General features: G+C 63.6%; 21 protein-coding genes. 7 read left to right on the top strand and 14 right to left on the bottom strand.

Translation table 11 applies throughout. The features are described from left to right. The first annotated feature begins 50 nt into the window (after window positions 1-50). The 3 genes from zapE (at window position 51) to ACCAA_RS06235 (ending at window position 3553) form a co-directional block, all read left to right on the top strand. Window positions 51-1163, top strand: coding sequence for a cell division protein ZapE (zapE, locus tag ACCAA_RS06245; RefSeq protein WP_186406360.1), 1113 nt, complete (start codon window positions 51-53; stop codon window positions 1161-1163). A 51-nt stretch (window positions 1164-1214) separates the two neighbouring features. After that, window positions 1215-2498 carry an O-acetylhomoserine aminocarboxypropyltransferase/cysteine synthase family protein gene (locus tag ACCAA_RS06240; protein ID WP_186406359.1) on the top strand — a complete coding sequence of 428 codons (1284 nt, stop codon included), beginning with the start codon at window positions 1215-1217 and terminating at the stop codon, window positions 2496-2498. Between the two features lie 116 nt (window positions 2499-2614). After that, complete coding sequence (locus ACCAA_RS06235) at window positions 2615-3553, top strand: GGDEF domain-containing protein (protein WP_186406358.1); 939 nt, start codon at window positions 2615-2617, stop codon at window positions 3551-3553. Window positions 3554-3560: 7 nt separating this feature from the next. On the opposite strand, the gene ACCAA_RS06230 is transcribed toward ACCAA_RS06235, so the two are convergent. From ACCAA_RS06230 to ACCAA_RS06205, 6 genes are all read right to left on the bottom strand, one after another. Beyond that, entirely contained in the window at window positions 3561-4814 is a 1254-nt protein-coding gene (locus ACCAA_RS06230) for an EAL and HDOD domain-containing protein (protein WP_186406357.1), read from the bottom strand. Window positions 4815-4861: 47 nt separating this feature from the next. Continuing rightward, window positions 4862-6241 (bottom strand): phosphomannomutase/phosphoglucomutase, encoded by a 1380-nt coding sequence (locus ACCAA_RS06225; protein WP_186406356.1) that lies wholly within the window; start codon window positions 6239-6241, stop codon window positions 4862-4864. A gap of 103 nt (window positions 6242-6344) precedes the next feature. Continuing rightward, on the bottom strand, window positions 6345-6794 hold the full coding sequence (locus tag ACCAA_RS06220; RefSeq protein ID WP_186406355.1) for a YybH family protein: 450 nt from the start codon (window positions 6792-6794) through the stop codon (window positions 6345-6347). Further along, complete coding sequence (gene waaF, locus ACCAA_RS06215; protein WP_186406354.1) at window positions 6791-7807, bottom strand: lipopolysaccharide heptosyltransferase II; 1017 nt, start codon at window positions 7805-7807, stop codon at window positions 6791-6793. Before waaF ends, ACCAA_RS06220 begins: the two co-directional genes overlap by 4 nt. Window positions 7808-7844: 37 nt before the next feature. Next, window positions 7845-8051 (bottom strand): zinc-finger domain-containing protein, encoded by a 207-nt coding sequence (locus ACCAA_RS06210; protein ID WP_186406353.1) that lies wholly within the window; start codon window positions 8049-8051, stop codon window positions 7845-7847. Between the two features lie 23 nt (window positions 8052-8074). After that, window positions 8075-8995 (bottom strand): branched-chain amino acid transaminase, encoded by a 921-nt coding sequence (locus ACCAA_RS06205; protein ID WP_186406352.1) that lies wholly within the window; start codon window positions 8993-8995, stop codon window positions 8075-8077. A gap of 106 nt (window positions 8996-9101) precedes the next feature. Here ACCAA_RS06205 and ACCAA_RS06200 point away from each other — a divergent pair, with 106 nt between their 5' ends. From ACCAA_RS06200 to ACCAA_RS06185, 4 genes are all read left to right on the top strand, one after another. After that, entirely contained in the window at window positions 9102-9551 is a 450-nt protein-coding gene (locus ACCAA_RS06200; protein WP_186406351.1) for an NUDIX hydrolase, read from the top strand. Then, window positions 9548-10174 (top strand): hypothetical protein, encoded by a 627-nt coding sequence (locus tag ACCAA_RS06195; RefSeq protein WP_186406350.1) that lies wholly within the window; start codon window positions 9548-9550, stop codon window positions 10172-10174. Before ACCAA_RS06200 ends, ACCAA_RS06195 begins: the two co-directional genes overlap by 4 nt. Before the next feature lie 13 nt (window positions 10175-10187). Next, window positions 10188-11282, top strand: a complete 1095-nt coding sequence (gene mnmA / locus ACCAA_RS06190; RefSeq protein WP_186406349.1) for a tRNA 2-thiouridine(34) synthase MnmA — start codon at window positions 10188-10190, stop codon at window positions 11280-11282. 344 nt (window positions 11283-11626) lie between these two features. After that, a complete protein-coding gene (locus ACCAA_RS06185) occupies window positions 11627-12664 on the top strand; it encodes a methyltransferase (RefSeq protein ID WP_245754464.1) in 1038 nt (345 codons plus the stop codon). Between the two features lie 79 nt (window positions 12665-12743). Here ACCAA_RS06185 and ACCAA_RS06180 read toward each other — a convergent pair whose 3' ends face one another. The 8 genes from ACCAA_RS06180 to ACCAA_RS06145 all read right to left on the bottom strand — a co-directional run bounded on the left by ACCAA_RS06180 (window position 12744) and on the right by ACCAA_RS06145 (window position 19868). After that, the gene (locus tag ACCAA_RS06180) at window positions 12744-13616 is read right to left on the bottom strand and encodes a PEP-CTERM sorting domain-containing protein (RefSeq protein WP_186406347.1); all 873 of its coding nucleotides are present in this window, start codon (window positions 13614-13616) and stop codon (window positions 12744-12746) included. 382 nt (window positions 13617-13998) lie between these two features. Further along, window positions 13999-14520 carry a gamma carbonic anhydrase family protein gene (locus ACCAA_RS06175; protein WP_186406346.1) on the bottom strand — a complete coding sequence of 174 codons (522 nt, stop codon included), beginning with the start codon at window positions 14518-14520 and terminating at the stop codon, window positions 13999-14001. Between the two features lie 108 nt (window positions 14521-14628). Next, window positions 14629-14928, bottom strand: a complete 300-nt coding sequence (locus ACCAA_RS06170; protein ID WP_186406345.1) for a type II toxin-antitoxin system RelE family toxin — start codon at window positions 14926-14928, stop codon at window positions 14629-14631. Beyond that, window positions 14918-15166 (bottom strand): type II toxin-antitoxin system Phd/YefM family antitoxin, encoded by a 249-nt coding sequence (locus tag ACCAA_RS06165; RefSeq protein ID WP_186406344.1) that lies wholly within the window; start codon window positions 15164-15166, stop codon window positions 14918-14920. The genes ACCAA_RS06170 and ACCAA_RS06165 overlap by 11 nt, the downstream gene beginning before the upstream one ends. 121 nt (window positions 15167-15287) lie before the next feature. Then, a complete protein-coding gene (locus tag ACCAA_RS06160) occupies window positions 15288-16508 on the bottom strand; it encodes an ABC transporter permease (protein ID WP_186406343.1) in 1221 nt (406 codons plus the stop codon). Next, window positions 16502-17224 (bottom strand): ABC transporter ATP-binding protein, encoded by a 723-nt coding sequence (locus ACCAA_RS06155; protein ID WP_186406342.1) that lies wholly within the window; start codon window positions 17222-17224, stop codon window positions 16502-16504. Before ACCAA_RS06155 ends, ACCAA_RS06160 begins: the two co-directional genes overlap by 7 nt. Beyond that, on the bottom strand, window positions 17224-18411 hold the full coding sequence (locus ACCAA_RS06150; RefSeq protein ID WP_186406341.1) for an efflux RND transporter periplasmic adaptor subunit: 1188 nt from the start codon (window positions 18409-18411) through the stop codon (window positions 17224-17226). The genes ACCAA_RS06155 and ACCAA_RS06150 overlap by 1 nt, the downstream gene beginning before the upstream one ends. Continuing rightward, window positions 18408-19868, bottom strand: a complete 1461-nt coding sequence (locus ACCAA_RS06145; RefSeq protein ID WP_186406340.1) for a TolC family protein — start codon at window positions 19866-19868, stop codon at window positions 18408-18410. The genes ACCAA_RS06150 and ACCAA_RS06145 overlap by 4 nt, the downstream gene beginning before the upstream one ends. Window positions 19869-19873: the final 5 nt, after the last annotated feature.

Raw genomic sequence — 19873 nt, 5'->3', positions numbered from 1 at the left:
CCCGCCGGTCGAATGGCCAGGAATCTCCCCCGAGCACAGGAAGGAAACTGATGCCTCACAGAATTCTCCGGGTTCCCGAGCGTGGCATGCTCGACGCCTACGAGGGCGTACTTGCGGCGCGTCATTTCACGGCCGACGCCGCGCAGCGCACGGCCGCCGAGCGTCTGCAGCGGCTGTACTATGCGCTGCTGTCGTTCAAGGTCGGCCGTCGCAGCACCCTGCGCCGCTTCTTTGCTCCTCCGGAACTGCCGCGTGGCGTCTATTTCTGGGGTGGGGTAGGGCGCGGCAAGAGCTTCCTGATGGACTGCTTTTTCGACTCCGTACCTTACCGTCGCAAGCGTCGGGTTCATTTTCATGCCTTCATGCACGATGTGCATCGTCAGTTGAACGAACTGAAGGGCGAGAGCGATCCGCTGCTCCGCGTTGCCGAGCGCATCGCCAGCGCGGTACGCCTGCTGTGCTTCGACGAGTTTCATGTCTCGGACATTGCCGATGCGATGATCCTCGGCCGCTTGCTCGAAGCGCTTTTTGCCAGAGGAGTGGTGTTCGTGATGACGTCCAATTACCCGCCCGAGAAGCTCTATCCGAACGGCCTGCAGCGCGAGGCCTTCCTGCCGACGATCGCCCTGATCAAGTCACGGCTTGACGTGCTGGAGATCGATGCCGGTGTCGACTACCGGCTGCGGACGCTCGAACAGGTCGAGATCTTCCACTCTCCGGCCGACGCCGCTGCCGAGCTGAAAATGGCCGACTACTTCGCCGCCATGGCCGGCGGCGAGGGCGAGTCGGCCGGCAGCGTCGCGGTTCTTGGCCGCGAGATCCCGACGCTGCGCCGAGGCCACGGCGTCATCTGGTTCGATTTCAAGGGATTGTGCGCCGGCCCCCGCTCGCAGAACGACTACCTCGAACTGGCGCGGAGCTATCATACGGTGCTGTTGTCGGAGATTCCAAAGATGTCGGCCAGCATGTCATCCGAGGCGCGGCGCTTCACCTGGCTGGTCGACGTCTTTTATGATCACAAAGTCAAGCTGATTGCCACCGCCGACTGTGCTCCGGAAGGGCTTTACACACAGGGCACGCAGGCCAGCGAATTCTTTCGCACCGCCAGTCGGCTGACCGAGATGCGTTCGCGCGCGTATCTCGGGCTGCCACACTTGTCCTGATCGGACGCTACCCGTTGCCAACACCGCGCCAACCAACCAGGGAGATGCTGCATGAAACTTGAAACGCTCGCCGTCCACGCCGGCTACAGCCCGGAACCGACGACCAAGGCAGTCGCCGTACCGATCTACCAGACCACCTCGTATGCCTTCGACAGCACGCAGCACGGGGCTGACCTGTTCGACCTCAAGGTGGCCGGCAACATCTACACGCGGATCATGAACCCGACGCAGGATGTCCTCGAGAAGCGCGTTGCCGCGCTCGAAGGCGGCATCGGCGGGCTGGCCCTGGCCAGCGGACAGGCGGCGATCACCTACGCCATCCAGACGATCGCCGAAGCGGGCGACAACATCGTCTCGGCGTCGACTCTCTACGGTGGCACCTACAACCTCTTCGCCCACACGCTGCCGCAGTACGGCATCAACACCCGCTTTGCCAACCACGCCGATCCGGCAAGCTTCGAGAAGCTGATCGATGGCCAGACCAAGGCGCTCTTCTGCGAATCGGTCGGTAATCCGCTGGGCAACGTCACCGACTTCGAGAAACTCGCCGAGATCGCGCACCGGCACGGCGTGCCGCTGATCGTCGACAACACCGTTCCCTCGCCTTACCTGTGCCGCCCGTTCGAACACGGTGCCGACATCGTCGTCCACTCGCTGACCAAGTACATTGGCGGTCACGGCAACTCGATCGGCGGCATGATCGTCGATAGCGGCCGTTTTCCCTGGGCCGAACACAAAGTGAAATTCAAGCGCCTCAACGAGCCTGACGTTTCCTACCACGGCGTCGTGTACACCGAAGCGCTGGGTCCGGCGGCGTACATCGGGCGTGCTCGTGTGGTGCCGCTGCGCAACATGGGTGCCGCGATCTCGCCGTTCAACGCCTTCCTGATCCTGCAGGGGCTGGAGACGCTACCGCTGCGCATGGACCGCATCTGCAGCAACACGGAAAGAATTGCCACCTATCTGCAGGGCCACGCCAAGGTTGCCTGGGTCAATTACGCCGGGCTGGCTGACCATGCGGACCACGCCCTGGTGCAGAAGTACATGGGCGGCAAGGCTTCCGGCATTCTCACCTTTGGCGTCAAAGGGACCGACTGCAGCGGATCGGTAGCCGGTGCGCGCTTCCAGGACGCGCTAGGGCTGTTCACCCGGCTGGTCAACATCGGCGACAGCAAGTCGCTCGCCTGCCACCCGGCGTCGACCACCCACCGCCAACTGGCGGCGGCCGAACTGGCCAGGGCGGGCGTCTCCGAGGAAATGATTCGGCTGTCGATCGGTATCGAACATATTGATGATCTGATCGCCGATCTGGAACAGGCGCTGGCGGCCGCCTGAACGCCGCCCCGGCAACACGCCGGGCGGCATTCATGATTTGTATGAGATGCTCTTTCGGCGGCTGTCTCGCCGAGTTCTGGGCTAAGATTCCGAGGTCCTTCCGTGCGCTCCCACTGATGCTCAATAGCCAAAACCGCCTGCCGCTCGTCGATCTGCGTGCCGATGACGCAGAAATAGGGCGTTATGCCGAGTTGCTCGACAGCCTGAGCATCGGGCTCCTCGTCTTCGCTGCCAACGGAGCGCTGCAACAGAGCAATACGCAGGCCGGCGTCTTTCTCGGCTCGACGCCGACCCTGTGGGAGGACGAAAATGGGCGCCCCCTGGCCGACCAAGAACGCCCCGAAATGCAGGTCGTGATGACTCACGAACCGCTGCGCCAGCGCGCCATCGGGATCAGGCACGAGCAGTCGCGGTCAAGTACCTGGTACAAGGCCAGTGCCTTTCCGGTCTTTGCCGACGACGGCAGCCTGCGGCGTGTTCTAGTGACGCTTGCCGACCTGACTCGGGACACGCGCCTGGCGAGCGAAGGCTGCCAACTGCCCACGCACGACCCGCTCACCGGGGTTTTCAACCAGCGCCATATTCTCCTCCTGCTCGATGACGAGAGTCGCCGTGCTCAGCGTTACGGCACACCTTTCGCCCTCTCCTTGCTGGCCATCGACAACTCGTCCGGGGGAGGGATAGCGGACGCAGGGCAAGCTCGCCAGCAGTTGCTCGCCGACCTGGGCCGACTGCTGGCCGGGAGCCTGCGTGAGTTCGACATGATCGGCCGGTTCGGCGAGGATCAGTTCCTGCTGATCCTGCCCAATGTGCGTGTCAATGAGGCCATGGTGGGGCTGGAGCGTTTACGTGAAGCCGTTGAAGCGAGTCATTTGATGGATTCGAGCGAGGCAAACGATTCGCACATCCACGAGCCCTGGCTGACGATCAGCGGCGGAGTGACCGAATACACCGGCGAGGACGCCGGGGCGCTGATCGAGCGCGTCCAGTCACTGCTCGCCAGCGCGCGCGAAACCGGCGGCAACCGGCTGTGCGTGAATATGGATATGTTCTAGCCTGGATTCACGCGCTGGCGCAGTTCAACCAGCGTAGAGCGACGCTTAGGCAGGTATTCAGTGCCTGGCGGTCGAAGCGGCCGGGGAGTGCCGACAACAGCTCATCACAGCCCGCTGCATCGTCGCCGTCGAAACGTTCGAGCAGCGCCAGGGCCGTGCCGAGCAGACCTTCGTGCCGGCAAAGTGCGCTCCGGACTTCGCGTTCGACGGCAATCTGGTCGATGATTTCTTCAATCGGCAGGCCGAGGGCCAGCGGCATCATCGACAGGATGCCGGTGAGAAATGCCAGATCGGCCAGCTTGTGGTCTCGTGGCTGAGCGGCATCGACCAGCAGTTCCATCATCCGTCCGCGCAGGGCGGCAACCTGCAGCAAGGGCGAGCGGGCCGGGTCGAAGGTGCCGCTGGTCGGTGCCAGCAGCAGTAGAGACAGCCAGCGCTGCAATTGGCGCCGCCCGAGCAGGGTGATTGCGTGGCGCAGCGAGGTCACCGGTTGTGCGAAGCGGCTACCGCGGCGGCCGACCGCGTTGACCACGCGCAGCAGGTTGAGGGTCAGCGCCGGTTCGTGCTTGAAAGCATCCTCGATCACTGCCGTTTCCAGGTCGCGCCCGACGAGGTTGATCAAGCGTATCAGGGCGGCCTGTGAGGCCGACAGGCGACGACCGCTGACGATTTCGGCCAAAGCGAAGTAGCGACCCTGAAAAAGCGCGAAGCCCAGGCTTTGGCAACGTTGCATCTGCTCGTGGCTATCTACCTCCTGGGCCAGAAGCTTGATCGGCAGGTGCCGCAGCGATCCGGCCAGGTCAAGGAGTTGGTCTTCGCCGGCCGCGTGGAGGTCGATCGTGATCACCTCGACCATTGGCAGCAGCAGCCGGCTGCGCGCGTCGATACCCCGGTAGTCGGTCAGAGCAAGCGCATAGCCGCGCTCGCGCAGCTTGCTGCAGCGCGTCAGGGTTTCCTTGTCGGGTAGTCCGTCGAGCAGCAGTTCGAGGACGACGCCCTCGGGCGGCAGCAGTTCGATCGACTCCTGATGCAGGAAATCGGCATCGATGCCGATGAATGCACAGGTGTTGCCCAGCGCGCTGCGCATGCCCAGCTCGGAGTAAGCGGCGCACAGCGGGGCGCTGTCACCGCGGCAATTGCGGCCGTCGGCAGCGCCCTTTTCGCTGCCGCGAAACGACAACTGATAGCCGGCGAGTTCCTGTTTCCGGTTCAGGATCGGCTGGCGGAAGAGGAAGGCGTTGGCGAGAAACTGATCAGTCATCGCTGCCGGCCATGTCTGGCGGTCGTCCGGGGCAAGGATTCAAAGCCTTAGAAGGGCAGCGCCAGGCCGGGTCGCGCTGCTTCGAGAACCCGCCGAAAATCGGCCTGGATGCGGTCGAGGGCAGCGTGGTCGTCGGCCTCGAAGCGCAGCACGACCACCGGCGTGGTATTCGATGATCGCGCCAGCCCGAAACCATCGGCATATTCGACGCGCAAGCCGTCGATGGTGATGATCTCGCGTGCACCCTCGAAGTGCGCGTCGCGCCGCAGATCCTCGATCAGCGCCAGGGGCTCGCCTTCCTTCATGCTGATGTTCAGCTCGGGCGTTGAACTGCTGTCGGGCAGCGCCTTGAGCGCCGCATTCGCGTCGCCTGCGCGCGACAGGATCTCGAGCAGCCGGGCGCCGGCGTAGAGGCCGTCGTCGAAGCCGAACCAGCGCTCCTTGAAAAACACGTGGCCGCTCATTTCGCCGGCCAGCGGCGAGCCGGTTTCCCTGAGCTTGGCCTTGACCAGTGCGTGGCCGGTTTTCCACATCAGCGGCTCGCCGCCGTGCTGGCGAATCCAGGGCGCCAGCAGGCGCGTGCACTTGACGTCGTAGATGATCTGCTGGCCGGGGCAGCGGCTGAGCACGTCGGCGGCAAAAAGCATCAGTTGACGATCCGGGTAGATGATCTCGCCGTCCCTGGTGACCACGCCGAGGCGGTCGCCATCACCGTCGAAGGCAAGGCCAAGTTCAGCATCGGTCGCACGCAGCGCGCGGATCACGTCCTGGAGGTTTTCAGGTTTCGACGGGTCGGGGTGGTGATTCGGGAAGTGGCCGTCGACTTCGCAGAAGAGTTCGACCAGCTCACAGCCGAGCGCACGAAAGAGTTCCGGGGCAATGCCGCCGGCAACGCCGTTGCCGCAGTCGATGACGATCTTCATCGGGCGTGCCAGGCGGACGTCGCCGACGATGCGGGCGAGGTAGGCCTGGCGGACGTCGGCGCTGTTTGCCTGGCCGCTGCCGCTGCTCAGGGCGCCGCGGTCGACGCGCTGGCGGATCGCCTGAATCGCCTCACCGGCGAGTGTCTCGCCGCCGATGACCATCTTCAGGCCGTTGTAGTCGGGGGGGTTGTGGCTCCCGGTGACGGCAACGCAACTGTGGCAGCCCAGTTGGTGTGCAGCGAAGTAGACCACCGGCGTCGGCACGCAACCGACATCGATGGTGTCGATGCCGGCCATCCTGATTCCTGCCATCAGCGCCGCTGCCAGCTCAGGTCCCGAGAGGCGCCCGTCACGGCCGACGGCAATCGCGCGCTGGCCGCGATCAAGGGCCAGCGAACCGATACCGTGTCCGATCCGCCGGACGCTGTCGGCGGTCAGCGTCTGGCCGACGATGCCGCGAATATCATAGGCTTTGAAGATTTCTGCGGGCAAAGGAGCGTTCATGTCATACCTCGTGCTGAAAATAGCGAAGAATGCGCTGCGGCAGCCAGTCGAGTCGCCCTGGCAGGCTCCGGTGAGGAAGCCGACATTCCCGCTCGGGCAAGCCTCAATGCAGTGTCCGTATCGTTTTCCCGTCGCTTTCGCTACTCGCCGGGGCCTCGGCAACGTCCTTGTCGGCGGCCGTTGACGAGTGATGCGAGAGCAGCCGCCAGCCACTGGCGCCGCGCTGGAAGACGTTGGTGGCCAGCATTGGGCCGTGCGGCCGGAGTTCGCCACCGATGTAGAGCGTTTCGACGACGCTGTGCACCGCCAACAGCATGCCGCTCCAGCGAACGGCGCGCGACAGGCGCACCGTCAGGCGCGGGTTGTTGGCGAAGATAGCTCGCCAACTGTCGCGGATGGCTGCCGCGCCGGTCAGGCGCTGGCCGGTTGGGTGGATGCAGACAATGTCTTCGTCGTCGGCCCAGACGCTCATCAGGGCAGCCAGATCGGCACGCGCGATGGCTTCGTAGAAGCTTGTCTCGACATCCTCGGGGGTGGCAAAGACAACGATCATGCGGGCACCCCGCTCAGGCAGGCGTCCAAAACGCGCTGCGGGTCGAGTTTGTTCAGGCAGTCGAGATGGCCCAGCGGACATTCACGCTTGAAGCAGGGGCTGCAGTCGAGTTCAAGACTGATGATCTTCGCGCGCTCCGAGAGCGGCGGCGTGAAGCCCGGCGATGAGGAGCCATAGACCGCCACCAGTGGCCGGTCAAGGGCAGCGGCAACGTGCATCAGGCCGGAGTCGTTGCACACGACGAGCGAGGCTGCGGCCAGGAGGTCGATCGCCTGGGGCAGCGAAGTGGCACCACAGAGATTCAGCGGTAGCGCAGCCGGGCTCGCCAGAGCGACGATCTCGTCGCCGATGGCCCGGTCCTTGGCTGAGCCCAGCAGCCAGACCGCGTAGTTTCTCTCGGCCAGCGCATTGGCCAGCGTCGCGAAATGCCGTGCCGGCCAGCGCTTGGCCGGGCCGTATTCAGCGCCGGGGCAGAAGACCGCCAGCCTGGAGGGTAGATCGACGCCGAGGGCAGCCAGCGTGGCGGCGCGCTGCCTGCTGCTGGAAGTGATGCGTGGCCGGGGCAGGGGTCTGGTCAGTGACCCTCCGGGGCTCTCGGCGAGTTGCGCGAAGCGTTCGCTCATCTGCGGCAGCAGCGCCTCGTTCAGCCTATGCCGGTGGTTGATCAATCCGTAGCGGCTTTCGCCGACGAAGCCGATACGTTCGGGAATGTCGGCCAGAAACGGGATCAGCGCCGACTTGAGCGAATTGGGCAGCACGTAGGCTCGCTGGTAGCCGCAAGGCGCCAGTTGGCGGGCCAGCCGGTGGCGCGCTCTGAGCGACAACTCGCCGTGCGCGAAGGGGCTGTCGACAATCTCTGCGATCTCCGTCATACGTTCAAGGGCTGGCGCCACCCAGCGGGGCGCGAGCGCGTCGAGTTGCAGGCCGGGGGTTTGTTCGTGCAGCCGCATGAACAGCGGTTGTGCCAACACCGTGTCGCCGATCCACGACGGGGCGACGATCAGGGCTTTCATGGTCGGCACTTCACCGGGCTAGCCGGGCTGCCGACGATCAGTGGTGCCCCTTGGGCAATTCACCCGTGAAGACATAGTGGGCGCTGCAATAGGGGCAGATGACTTCGCCGCTGTGCGTGACGTCGAGAAAGACGCGCGGGTGCCTGGCCCAGAGCGGTGCACCTTTCGTCGGACAGTGCAGCGGCAGGTCACGGGCAGTGACCTCGATAACTGGGATGGGCTTCTGCGGGATATTCCGAGACATGGTAGCAACCTTGCAAACTGAGCTTATACGTAGGCGAGCCAGTCTTCATGCGCCGGCACCCGGCCGTTCACGCAGTCGAAGAACAGACTCTGGAGGCGAGTGGTGATCGGCCCGCGGTGGCCGGCACCGACCTGGCGATTGTCGAGTTCGCGAATCGGCGTCACTTCGGCGGCGGTGCCGGTAAAGAAGGCTTCGTCGGCGCAATACACCTCGTCGCGGGTGATCCGCTTTTCGATCACCGGGATACCCAGTTCGTCAGCGAGCTGCAGCACCGAGGCGCGCGTAATGCCCTCGAGGCAGGACGTCAGATCCGGGGTGTACAGCTTGCCGTTCTTGACGATGAAGACGTTCTCGCCGGCACCCTCGGCGACGTAGCCGTCGACGTCGAGCAGCAGTGCTTCGTCGTAGCCGTCGTGCGCCACTTCCTGGTGGGCGAGGATCGAGTTGGTGTAAGTGCCGACCGACTTCGAGCGGCACATGTTGATATTCACGTGGTGACGGGTGAAGGATGAAGTCTTGACCCGAATTCCCTTCTCCATCCCTTCGGCGCCGAGGTAAGCACCCCAGGGCCATGCGGCAATGGCGACGTGCGTGCTGACCGCGGTGGCGGCGATTCCCATGGCCTCCGAACCGTAGAAGACGATCGGTCGGATGTAGCAGGAATCGAGTTCATTGGCGCGCACCACTTCTTTCTGTGCTTCGAGCAAGGTGGCCTTGTCCCAGGGCATCTTCATCTGGAAGATATACGCCGAGTTGAACAGGCGGTCGGTATGCTCCCTGAGACGGAAGATGGCCGTGCCCTTTTCGGCCTTGTAGGCGCGGATACCCTCAAAAACCCCCATGCCGTAGTGCAGTGTATGCGTCAGCACGTGCGTAGTAGCGTCGCGCCACGGCACCAGCTTGCCGTCGTACCAGATGAATCCGTCGCGATCCGCCATGGACATGGTCTCTTCTCCCTTTGCCGGAAATCCTGAAGCGGAAATTCTAGCCGATTTCGCCTCTCCGTTGGCGGTAAAATGGCCTCTTTGCTCGCTCTGCAAGGTGGCTGCCATGGTCTGGAAACCCAATGTGACCGTCGCTTCGGTGCTCGAACGCGACGGCCGCTTTCTGCTTGTCGAAGAGGAAACCGAGGACGGCATCTGCTACAACCAGCCGGCTGGCCATCTCGAGTGCCGCGAATCACTGATCGCTGCCGTGATTCGCGAAACCCTCGAAGAGACTGCCTATACGCTGCATCCGCAATACCTGCTTGGCGTCTACAACTACCGCAACGAGGCGCGCGACCTGACCTATCTGCGCTTTGCCTTCGGGGGCGAGATTACCGGGCACGATCCGGTGCGCTCGCTCGATGAGGGCATCCTGGCTGCTCACTGGCTGACGCTCGCCAAAATCAGGCAGCGCGAAGCGCATCACCGCAGCCCATTGGTCTTGCGCTGCATCGAGGACTGGCTGGCCGGCCGGCGCTATCCGCTTGAATTGCTGACCCACTACGGCCCATGATGTGGCTGCTGTGGTTGGCGCTCGGTTGCGCGGCGCCTGGCGCGATGGCCGAGACGGTGCGCGTCTGCTACAACTACGGTTGTCTGGCCGAGGCTGAGGTGCACTATGCTGGCCATCAACTGGATCAGGTGCGCGCGCTGCTCGGCACTGCGCAGAGCGCGCCCGACGAGCGTGAAAGGCTGTCGCTGGCGATTGGCTGGCTGCTCGGCTGGGCCGGTGAGCAGACGCCGATTTCGGCCGACCGCGGCGGCAACTACGCCGACCACGGCGTCTATGGACGGATGGACTGTATCGACCACTCGACGACCACCACCCGCCTGCTGCACCTGCTCGAAGCGCGCGGCTGGCTACGTTTCCACCGTGTTCTCGAAGTGGTGCAACGCACACGCTATCTGTTCGAGCTGCACTACTCGGCGCAGATCGAAGAACTGGAGGATCCGGCCGGCGAGCGGGCTACGGCTGGCGGGTCGGCGCGCCATGTCGTCGATAGCTGGTTTCGCGACAACGGCCAGCCCGCCGTGGTGATGGCGCTGGCGGACTGGTTGGCCGGCGCAGGCGAAGTGGAGGGAGTGGGAACCGTGCTGGTCGGCGGGCCTGGCAAGGAATCGACTGTCGAACGCTAGCAAGGGCAAAGAGATGAACAAAACAGTGGTTGTCGGCTTGTCAGGGGGCGTCGATTCGTCGGTGGCAGCCCTGTTGCTCAAGGAACAGGGCTGGCATGTGCTTGGCCTGTTCATGAAGAACTGGGAGGACGACGATACCGACGAATATTGCTCGTCGCGTCAGGATCTGATCGACGTGCTCAGCGTTGCCGACACCCTCGGCATCGATGTCGAAGTGGTGAACTTCGCCGGCGAATACAAGGAACGCGTTTTTGCGCACTTCCTCGAAGAATACCAGGCCGGTCGTACGCCGAACCCGGACGTGCTGTGCAACTCGGAGATCAAGTTCAGCGCCTTTCTCGAGCATGCGCTGAAGATCGGCGCCGACCGGATCGCCACCGGTCATTACGCCGGTGTGCGCGAGTTCGCAGGCGCCTGGCAGTTGCTCAAGGCCGAGGACGGCACCAAGGACCAGAGCTATTTCCTGCATCGTCTCAATCAGCAGCAATTGGCGAAGACGCTGTTCCCGCTGGGCGGGCTGTACAAGCGCGAGGTTCGAGCGATGGCCGCCGCGGCCGGGCTGCATTTGGCGCTCAAGAAGGATTCGACCGGCATCTGCTTCATCGGCGAGCGACCGTTCAAGGAGTTCCTGATGCGCTATCTGCCGGCAAAGAAAGGCGAGATTCGTGGCCTCGACGACGACCGGGTGCTCGGCGAGCACGATGGCGTCGCCTACCACACCATCGGCCAGCGCAAGGGCCTGCACATCGGTGGGGTGAAAGGCGGCAGGACTGGCGCCAGTGGTGACCACGACGCCTGGTTCGTGGCCAGGAAGGATATCGCCAGGAACGTCCTCTACGTCGTCCAGGGGCATACCCATCCGGCGCTGCTGGCCGACCAGTTGACGGCCAGCGATCTGTCCTGGGTTTCCGGCGAGCCGCCGCATACGCACTGGGTGTATACCGCCAGGACGCGCTACCGCCAGGCCGACGCACCGTGCGAGGTCGAGCGGGTCGACGCGCGCTCGTGCCTGATCAGTTTTGCCGAGCCGCAATGGGCGATCACACCGGGGCAGTCGGCGGTCGTCTACGAGAGTCGCGTCTGCCTCGGAGGCGGCGTGATCGCGTAATTGGCCGGGAGACCATCAAGCCCGGCGAGCCGGGCGGCAAGCGCACGGCTCGATGCTTGCCGTCGCCGTCTCACCGAAGTCCCGGGCAGGCATCCTCGACATCGGCACAGCGAACGAGGGAAGTCGACGCCTCGCCGAAGGCGAATTTTGGCCGTTCCCCGGCCGCTGATCAGCTAAGATGATGCTGTGCGGCTGGGTCGATCATTACGTTCCTGCCGATGGCGCTGGTTTCGCCCGCCGGATTGTTTCGGTACGGTGAATTTGGCTAAAGGGGGAAAGGAATGAGATCGCAATTGATGTCTCGCCTCTGGCTGTGGTCGGAGCGGATGTATCGCGTCCATTTTGTGGATGGCATCGTCCTGGCGTCTTCCATCAAGCAGTTTTATCGTATTGCCGCCGGCCATATTTACTTTCAGGCATTGGCGGCGGCGGTGGAGCTGGATTTGTTCACCATCCTGCGTGCCGAAGGGGCCATGACTCTTGCCGAGCTGGCACGTCGGCTGGACCTGGCCGAGCAGCCCTGCCGAATCCTGGTACAGACGCTGACGGCCAACGGTGTCCTGAAAAAGAGGGGCGATCGTTACGCCAACACCATAATGGCGCGAATCGCTTTCTCTTCCCAGAATCCGCGCAACGTGAAGGCCACGATCCTGTGGCAAAAATACATAGTGTACAAGCCGATGGCGCGCTTTCTCGAGTCTCTCAAGGAACAGCGAAACGTTGGTCTGGAGGAAATTTCCGGCACCGGAGAAACGCTATATGAACGCCTGGAAGCGCACCCGGCGCTGGAAAAGATCTTCCAGGACTCAATGCAGGAAATTTCCGTTCAGGCCAATGATCTCCTGGCGAGATATGTCGATTTCGGCAAGACGCGATTACTGGTCGACCTGGGCGGTGGCAATGGGACCAATCTCCTTGCCGTCGCCCGTAGGCACCCTCACTTACAGGGCCGCGTTTTCGACTTGCCGAGTATTTGCGGCAAGGCGGCCGAGAATTTTGCCCGGCAAGGAATGTCCGATCGGCTGTCGGCAGTGCCTGGCAACGTGTTCACCGATTCGTTTCCAGAAGGAGCGGATGCTTTCATGTTCTGCCACTTCCTGTGCATCTGGTCAAAATCGGAAGACATCTCCTTCCTGAAAAAAGCCTACGACAAACTTTCCCCAGGGGGGCGGGTCATCGTCTTCGACATCATGGAACAGGATTCAGGCGATGGGCCCCTTGCGGCGGCCATGGGTTCCCCTTATTTCATCGGACTGGCGACCGGAAGGGGAATGATCTACATGAAAAAGGAGTACGAGGAACTGTGTCGACAGGCCGGTTTTTCGACCATCGAACGCGTTGAACTGCCGAGAGAACACACGGCCATCATTGCGACCAAGTAGGGGTCGCGACAGAACCAGGGGACGAAAAAAAACCCCGCCATAAGGCGGGGTTTCAGGTGCAGCGGACTGACGATCAGGCTCAGGCGGCGGCAGCGGCCTTGCGGCGACCGAAACCGATACCCAGCAGGCCGATACCCAGGAGAGCCAGGCTGGCGGGTTCCGGGATGGCGTAGTCGTAGATTTCGCCAGTGCCACGCGAGGTCCATGAAGTACCTGCAGTCGCTGCGAGTTGCGACGACGACGAGAAGGTCTTGTCTGCCAGGTCCGGGCAGGGAGCTCCGCTCGACGCACCGCACAGGAAGGTATCGGTGTCAAAATATCCGGCAGCAACGCCACCGGTGATATCGAGAAAACCACGGCCGCTAAGGTTGAACGCGGTTTCGAAGGGGTTGCCGCCGTTGCGCAGACCGTCGGACTCCAGCGTTATTGGCGTGATGCCATCGGGGGCGTAGCCACCGAGCGGAGAACCGACCAGGCTCAGGAAGAGCACGTTGTTGGCACCGCCGCTGACGCTTGCCACGCCGGCGGCTTGCGAGCCAGCCGCGCTGAAGGTACCCACATCTTGCGAGTAGATTTCGACATTGCCCCCTGAAAAGAGGATCTGGTCGAGGAAGATCGGTCCGCCGACAGGCGTGGTGGAAGCGCTTTGCGCCAAGTAGTTGCTGATCTTGATGGTCAGCTCCTTGCCGTTTTGCCCATTCGACCAGACCACATTGTTCGCTGCGTCCTGGATCGACGTCACGTAGCCGATGCCGAGCAGGTATTCACCGACCTGGATCACGCCGTCGCCGTTGCCAGGCTTGCTGAAGTCTTCGGCCTCGAAGAGGTTGGCCGTTTCGAAGACGAGTCCGGCGGGGAAGTTGATCCCGGCGACGGTGATCGCCTGGGCGATGGCCGGAAGGCTCATGATGCCAGCGATCGCCAGGGCGGAAGTCAGTTTACGTACGTTCATTAAATTCTCCTCAAGGGAATGTTGTTCAATTTCGCTAATGAGTTTGCCGCCGCGGTCAGTTGTCGTCCGCTTGCTTCTATATAGCAAAGCCCGTGCCATGATTCTTCAGTTTCCGGGAAAAAAAGTTCAGTCTATTGTTTTTTAACACAAATATAGTCTTCACATCTCTTCTGCCAGGCTTTTATCGGCCCGGTGATGGCCGGAAGTGAGGGGCAAGTGTAAAATTTTCCGACACTCCCCGCAAGGCAAGGCACGTGCCGCCCGCCTGCGCCGAACCCCGGACGCAGCGGGCGTGTCTGGCGCCGGTCAAGGCGCGCGGCGTGGCCTGGGGGTCAAGTCGCTTGGCCACTGATGGAGATGCCGACACGGGTCGTTTCGCCCCTTACAAGGCTGCCAGTTCGCGCAGGTAGCGCTGCCAGTTGGCGACATAGTGCTCGGCGCTATGCGCGAGGCGGGCGACTTCTTCATCGCTGAGCTGGCGAAACACCTTGCCGGGTGAGCCGACGATCAGCGAGTGGTCGGGAAAGACCTTGCCTTCGGGGATCAGCGTGTTGGCGCCGACGATGCAGCCCTTGCCGATCACCGAGCGGTTGAGTAGCACCGAGCCGATGCCGATCAGCGAACCGTCGCCGACCGTGCAGCCATGCAGCATCACCAGGTGGCCGACGGTGACGTTGCGGCCGATCGTCAGCGGTACGCCTTCATCGGTGTGCAACACGCTGTTGTCCTGGATGTTGCTGTTCTCGCCTATGCTGATCGGATCGTTGTCGCCGCGTAACGTGGCGTTCCACCAGACCGAGGCGTTTCTCGCCAGATGGACGTCGCCGATGACGACGGCGGTTGGGGCGACCCAGCTTTGTGGGTCGAACTGTGGGCGGCGGGCGCCGATGGCGAAAATGGGCATGGGCTAGGGTCTCGTGGTGGTTTTGAGCGCGAGATTGTAGCCTGTCGGGCCATTGATGGCGTAGTGCCTCAATCGGCAGTTGCCACTACGGTCAGATCCCTCGGCAAGTCATCGAGATTCCGGCACGGGTCGTTTCGCCGCTGCGGTATACACGGCGTTACGGTCGCGACGGCCCACCGCAACCACTACGACAATGATCTCCTGATCGCACACCTCATAAACGAGCCGATAGCCGACACTGCGCAACTTGATCTTGTAACGGTCGCTGTGGCCGCTGAGCTTGGCGGAAGGTACGCGCGGGTTTTCCAGGCGCTCGCGCAATTTGGCTTTGAATTGTTCGCGGACGGGATGGTCGAGGTGTTCCCATTCTGTCAACGCGTCATCGAGAAACGCCAGTTCAAAGGTCATCAAGGGTAACTCTGATGACCGGCTGTCCGGCGCGCGCATCGGCGATGGCGTTCAGTTCCAGGTCTTCTAGCTTATCCATCAGCGCTTCATAAGCCTTGGCGGGCACGCAATAGAAGGCCGGTTCGTTCCGATTGAGAATCGCGACCGCGAAGCCTTCACCAGCAGCCACCGTGCGCATCGGGTTCTTCTTGAGTTCAGAGACACTGGCAGTGGTCTCCGTAAGCACTTGGTGGGTCATGATTGCTCCGTGGCACGTTAAACAGGGCTCAGTATAGGGCGCTAAACAGATCCTGTCGATGACCACCTGCTGCGCAGCAAGGCCATCGCCTCAGCCGACTATGAGATTGTAGCCGGTCAGGCTATTGATGGCGCAGCGCCTCGATCGGATCGAGCGCCGCCGCGCGGCGCGCCGGATAGAAGCCGAAGAAGATGCCGATGCCGGCGGCGACGGCGAAGGCCACGAGGACCGAGCCGCCGGAAATGACGATCACCATGTCGGTGACGGCGTTGATCGAGAGCGCGCCAAGGACGCCGAAGACGAGGCCGATCAGGCAGCCGGCGACCGAGATGATCAGCGCTTCGAGCAGGAACTGGGCGCGGATGTCTTTCTGGCGGGCGCCGATGGCCATCCGGATGCCGATCTCGCGCGTTCGTTCGGTCACTGAGACGAGCATGATGTTCATGATGCCTATGCCGCCGACGAGCAGCGAGACCGAGGCGATGGCGCCGAGCAGGAGCGACATGACGCGCGTGGTTTCGGCGGCCGAGTCGGCGGCGGCAGCCAGGTTGCGCAAATAGAAGTCGTTGTCCTGTTCTTCGCGCAGTCGATGGCGCTGGCGGAGCAGCGCGGTCATGCTCTTCTCGACCGCCGGCATCGCTTCCGCCGAATGGGCCTGGACCATGATCAGGCGCACCGAGCCCGGGAAGGGGTTGCCGAAGACCTTGCGCTGGGCGGTGGTCAGCGGAATGATCACGGTGTCGTCCTGATCGCGTCCGTCCAGGTTCTGTCCTTTCTTGCCGAGCACTCCGATGATCACGAAAGGACTCTGACGGATGCGGATCGTTTTGCCGAGCGGATCGTCGGCACCGAACAGGTTGTCGGCAGCGGTCTGGCCAATCAGTGCGACGCGGGTCGCCGCGCGCACGTCCGAATCGCCAAAAGGGTAACCGCTGACGATCGTCCATGAACGGGCATCGAAGTAGGCGGGAGTCGTGCCGACGACTGTGGAACTCCAGTTGTTGGCGCCATGGACGAGTTGCTGCGTGCCCTGCTGCATCGGCGCCACCTGGCTGACGCCGTCGAGCTCGGCGATCGCGTCGGCGTCGGCGACAGTGAGCGTCGGGCCGCCGCCACCGCCGCTGCGCAAGCCGCCGGCGCTGGTGGAACCGGAGATCAGGATGTACAGATTGCTGCCCAGGGTGCTGATCGTCTGCGCTACGGCGTACTGAGCGCCCTGGCCGATGGCCATCATCAGGACCACCGAGCCGACACCGATGACCATGCCGAGCATGGTCAGCACGGTGCGCAGGCGGTTGGCTCCCATCGCATGCCAAGCTTCGCCGAGCATCGCTTTCAGCATGCGCTGCGCGCCTGGCCTGCCCGCCGTGCCGGCGTCGGCAGGTCGCTGACCATCAGTCCGTCGAGGAAGCGGACCTGCCGCCGGGCGTGGGCAGCGATGTCGGGCTCGTGGGTGACCACGATCAGCGTGATGCCTTCGTCATTGAGCGCAGCGAACAGTGTCATGATCTCGTCGCTGGTATGGCTGTCGAGGTTGCCGGTGGGTTCGTCGGCGAGGATCAGTTGTGGTGCATTGACCAGTGCGCGGGCAATCGCGACGCGCTGCTGCTGGCCGCCCGAGATCCGGCTGGGCAGCGAGGCCGCATAATCGCTCAAGCCCACCCGGCCGAGTTCCAGGCGTGCCAGCGCCCGCCGCTCGTCACGGCCGATGCCGGAATACACCAGGGGCAGGGCGACGTTGTCTTCGAGCGTCATCCGTGGCAGCAGGTTGAAACCCTGGAAGACGAAGCCGATGGTGCGGTTGCGCAGGACGGCCAGTTTGTCCTTGCCCATGTGCGCCACGTTGCGGCCGGCGAGGAAGTAGTCACCGCTGGTGGGTGTGTCGAGGCAGCCGAGGAGGTTCATGAAGGTCGACTTGCCGGAGCCCGATGGCCCCATGATGGCGACGAACTCGCCCGGCTCGATGGCCAGGTCGACTCCCCTGAGCGCCGGGAAGGGGCCGGCAGCCGTCGGGTACGACTTGCCGAGGGCGACGACGCGAACGATCGCCTGCGCCATCAGAACAGTCTCATGCCGACGCTGCTCGGTTTGCCGGTGGTCGTCGTCACGTTCTCGCCCATGACGACCCGGTCGCCTGCCTGCAGAGCACCACCGATCAGCTCCGTGTTGCGGTTGTCGGTGATGCCGAGCTGCACGTTCACCGGCTTCAGCGCGTCGTTGTCGATGACGTAGACCGTTCCCCTGGCGGTGTCGCGCTTGCCGCCCTTGCCCATTGTTTCGCCGACGCTGTCGGCAGGGGGTTTCTGGTTGCCGGTGGCGTCGGTCGGCTTGAAACGCAGCGCGGCGTTGGCCACCAGCAGGACATCCTGACGGCTGGCCACGCCGATGCTGACGTAGGCCGTCATGCCGGGGAGCAGGATTTGTTCGGGATTGGCGAGCGAGACGCGAACGTTATAGGTGACGACGTTTTGCTGGCTGGTCGGGTTGAGGCGAATCTGCTGGACCTCGCCCTGGAAGCTGCGGTTGGGGAAGGCGTCAACGGTAAACCGTACCTTCTGCCCGGGCCTGATCTTGCCGATGTCGGCCTCGGCAAAGCTCGAGTCGATGCGCATCTCGGAGAGATCCTGGGCAATCTTGATCAACGTCGGCGTCTGCAGGCTGGCGGCGACCGTTTGCCCGAGGTCGACGACCCGGTCTACGACGACGCCCGACACCGGCGAGCGGATCGTCGTGTAGCCGAGATTGACCCGATCCTTGTCGGCGGCGGCCTTCGCCTGCGCGAGCTGCGCCTCGCTTGACCGGCGCGTCTGGATGGCCTGTTCGAGTTCCTGGCGTGAAACGTATTCCTGTTCGAACAGCGCTTTCATGCGCGCTTCGTTGGCGCGTGCGAGGTCGAGCGCGGCGGCGACGTTCACCACGTTGGCCGCCGTTTGCCGCGCCTGCGCGGCGAGCAGCGAGTTATCGAGTTCGAGCAGCGCCTGACCTTTTTCGACCTGGTCGTTGAAATCGACGTAGAGCCTGGTCACCGTACCGGAGACCTGTGTGCCGACGCTGACCAGCACCACCGGGTTGAGCGTGCCGTTGGCCGACACTGTCTGCGTGATGTCGCCATTTGCGATCGTCTGCAGTTTGTAGCGTTGCTCCAGCGACTGCGCCACGCTCTGGCGGTAGCCATAGTAGCCGCCGCCGGCAAGCAGCGCGACAAGAACGACCGCGATGGCCGATTTCCCACGTGAGAGCTTCATGGCGTCGGAGCTTTCCTGGTTCCGCCTGGCGAGAGCAGGAGATTGCCGTCGAGAAGGCCTATCGCCCTGGCCAGCGTCGCGCGTGAAACGTGCCAGTCGAGCATCGCCTGAACGCGCTGCAGGCGGGCGTTGGCAAGCGCGCTCTGGGCGCTGAGAACGTCGAGGATGTTGCCGACTCCGGCCTTGTAGCGGCCGAGTGCGACGCGCTCGGAATGTTCGGCGCTGGCCAGCAGGTCGGCGGTCGTCCGGACCGTCTGCGTCGCCGTCGTCAGGTTCTGGTAGGCCTCCCAAACGTCGAGCGCGACTTGCAGGCGCACATTGTCCAGCCGGGCGGCCTGAACGCCGGACCTCGCCTCGGCGGTGCGTACGTTGTAGGTGGTGTTGAAAGCGGAGAAAATGGGCAGACTCAGCGCCAGTCCGACCGAATTGGCGTTCGCCGACAGCCCGCCGATGCTCTCCCAGGCGGGTCCTGCGTTCAGCGAGATCGTCGGCAGGCCGGCGGCGCGCGCCAGGTCTACGCCCGCCTGCGCGGCTTTCAGATCGGCTTCAACGGCTTTCAGGTCAGGCCGCCGCTCGCGCGCCTCATCGATCAGCGCGGCGACATCGCGGTCGAAGGCGGCGTCGGGAGTCGCCGAAGGGCTCTCGTCGAGGCGCAGTTGCTGGTTGGCGTCGAGTCCCATGACGTTGGCCAGCCGGCCAAGGGTGTTGCGCAGTACGCCCTCGGCCCTGATGCGGGTGAGCGTCGCCTGTGACCAGGCGGTTTGCGCCTGCAGGCGGTCAGCGGGTGTGCCGGTGCCAACCCGGTAACGGACCTCGGCTGCCGACAGGCTTGCCTGGCTTGCTTGCTCGGATTTCAGCGCGGCAACGACCGCAGCACGGGCGGCCTGGGCGTTATAGTACGCTTGCAGCGCACTGAGGAAGACGCTCTGGACTGTCGAGTCGAGCGTCGACGCGGCGGACTTGAGCAATTGCCGGGCGACTTCGAGATTGGCCGAACGGGCGCCGAAGTCGAAGAGCAGCCAGGACAGCGTCAGTGACGCGCCGCGCTGGTTGGCGCTTTGCGAATCGGCACTGACGCGACCGACGGTCAACCGCCCATCGAGTGTCGGCAGGAAAGCGGACTGCGCGACCCCCACCTGGGCCGCCTGGACGCGAGCGAAGGACCACACCTCGCGGGTGGTCGGATTCCTGCAGAGCGCCAGGTCGACCACCTCGAGGACGCCGTAGGCGGCGTCGGCGGGCAGCGCCTGGCAAGGCATCAGGGCCTTGTCCACGCTATCGAGCGACAGCGCAGGGCGTAGCGGGGTGATCGCGTCGGTGGCGAACGGGTCGCCGGAGTCGAAAGCCTGCAGGTCGGCCGGCAGCGCAGCGAGCAGTGTGGCGATGGAGAGCAGGAGGTGAGCAGCGCGGGGGGGCAGCAGGCTCGGTCGGGATGTGCAGGGTGTCGTCTTGGCCATTTTTC

It is taken from the genome of Candidatus Accumulibacter aalborgensis (assembly GCF_900089955.1).
Taxonomy (GTDB): domain Bacteria; phylum Pseudomonadota; class Gammaproteobacteria; order Burkholderiales; family Rhodocyclaceae; genus Accumulibacter; species Accumulibacter aalborgensis.
The sequence above is the reverse complement of the archived record's forward strand: the minus strand, read 5'-3'. Positions and strand labels throughout refer to the sequence as shown.

Excerpts from the sequence above, each read along its gene's own strand:
- zapE (WP_186406360.1), top strand. The coding sequence starts at position 51 with ATGCCTCACAGAATTCTCCGGGTTCCCGAGCGTGGCATGCTCGACGCC.
- ACCAA_RS06240 (WP_186406359.1), top strand. The coding sequence starts at position 1,215 with ATGAAACTTGAAACGCTCGCCGTCCACGCCGGCTACAGCCCGGAACCG.
- ACCAA_RS06235 (WP_186406358.1), top strand. The coding sequence starts at position 2,615 with ATGCTCAATAGCCAAAACCGCCTGCCGCTCGTCGATCTGCGTGCCGAT.
- ACCAA_RS06230 (WP_186406357.1), bottom strand. The coding sequence starts at position 4,814 with ATGACTGATCAGTTTCTCGCCAACGCCTTCCTCTTCCGCCAGCCGATC.
- ACCAA_RS06225 (WP_186406356.1), bottom strand. The coding sequence starts at position 6,241 with ATGAACGCTCCTTTGCCCGCAGAAATCTTCAAAGCCTATGATATTCGC.
- ACCAA_RS06220 (WP_186406355.1), bottom strand. The coding sequence starts at position 6,794 with ATGATCGTTGTCTTTGCCACCCCCGAGGATGTCGAGACAAGCTTCTAC.
- waaF (WP_186406354.1), bottom strand. The coding sequence starts at position 7,807 with ATGAAAGCCCTGATCGTCGCCCCGTCGTGGATCGGCGACACGGTGTTG.
- ACCAA_RS06210 (WP_186406353.1), bottom strand. The coding sequence starts at position 8,051 with ATGTCTCGGAATATCCCGCAGAAGCCCATCCCAGTTATCGAGGTCACT.
- ACCAA_RS06205 (WP_186406352.1), bottom strand. The coding sequence starts at position 8,995 with ATGTCCATGGCGGATCGCGACGGATTCATCTGGTACGACGGCAAGCTG.
- ACCAA_RS06200 (WP_186406351.1), top strand. The coding sequence starts at position 9,102 with ATGGTCTGGAAACCCAATGTGACCGTCGCTTCGGTGCTCGAACGCGAC.
- ACCAA_RS06195 (WP_186406350.1), top strand. The coding sequence starts at position 9,548 with ATGATGTGGCTGCTGTGGTTGGCGCTCGGTTGCGCGGCGCCTGGCGCG.
- mnmA (WP_186406349.1), top strand. The coding sequence starts at position 10,188 with ATGAACAAAACAGTGGTTGTCGGCTTGTCAGGGGGCGTCGATTCGTCG.
- ACCAA_RS06180 (WP_186406347.1), bottom strand. The coding sequence starts at position 13,616 with ATGAACGTACGTAAACTGACTTCCGCCCTGGCGATCGCTGGCATCATG.
- ACCAA_RS06175 (WP_186406346.1), bottom strand. The coding sequence starts at position 14,520 with ATGCCCATTTTCGCCATCGGCGCCCGCCGCCCACAGTTCGACCCACAA.
- ACCAA_RS06170 (WP_186406345.1), bottom strand. The coding sequence starts at position 14,928 with ATGACCTTTGAACTGGCGTTTCTCGATGACGCGTTGACAGAATGGGAA.
- ACCAA_RS06165 (WP_186406344.1), bottom strand. The coding sequence starts at position 15,166 with ATGACCCACCAAGTGCTTACGGAGACCACTGCCAGTGTCTCTGAACTC.
- ACCAA_RS06160 (WP_186406343.1), bottom strand. The coding sequence starts at position 16,508 with ATGCTGAAAGCGATGCTCGGCGAAGCTTGGCATGCGATGGGAGCCAAC.
- ACCAA_RS06155 (WP_186406342.1), bottom strand. The coding sequence starts at position 17,224 with ATGGCGCAGGCGATCGTTCGCGTCGTCGCCCTCGGCAAGTCGTACCCG.
- ACCAA_RS06150 (WP_186406341.1), bottom strand. The coding sequence starts at position 18,411 with ATGAAGCTCTCACGTGGGAAATCGGCCATCGCGGTCGTTCTTGTCGCG.
- ACCAA_RS06145 (WP_186406340.1), bottom strand. The coding sequence starts at position 19,868 with ATGGCCAAGACGACACCCTGCACATCCCGACCGAGCCTGCTGCCCCCC.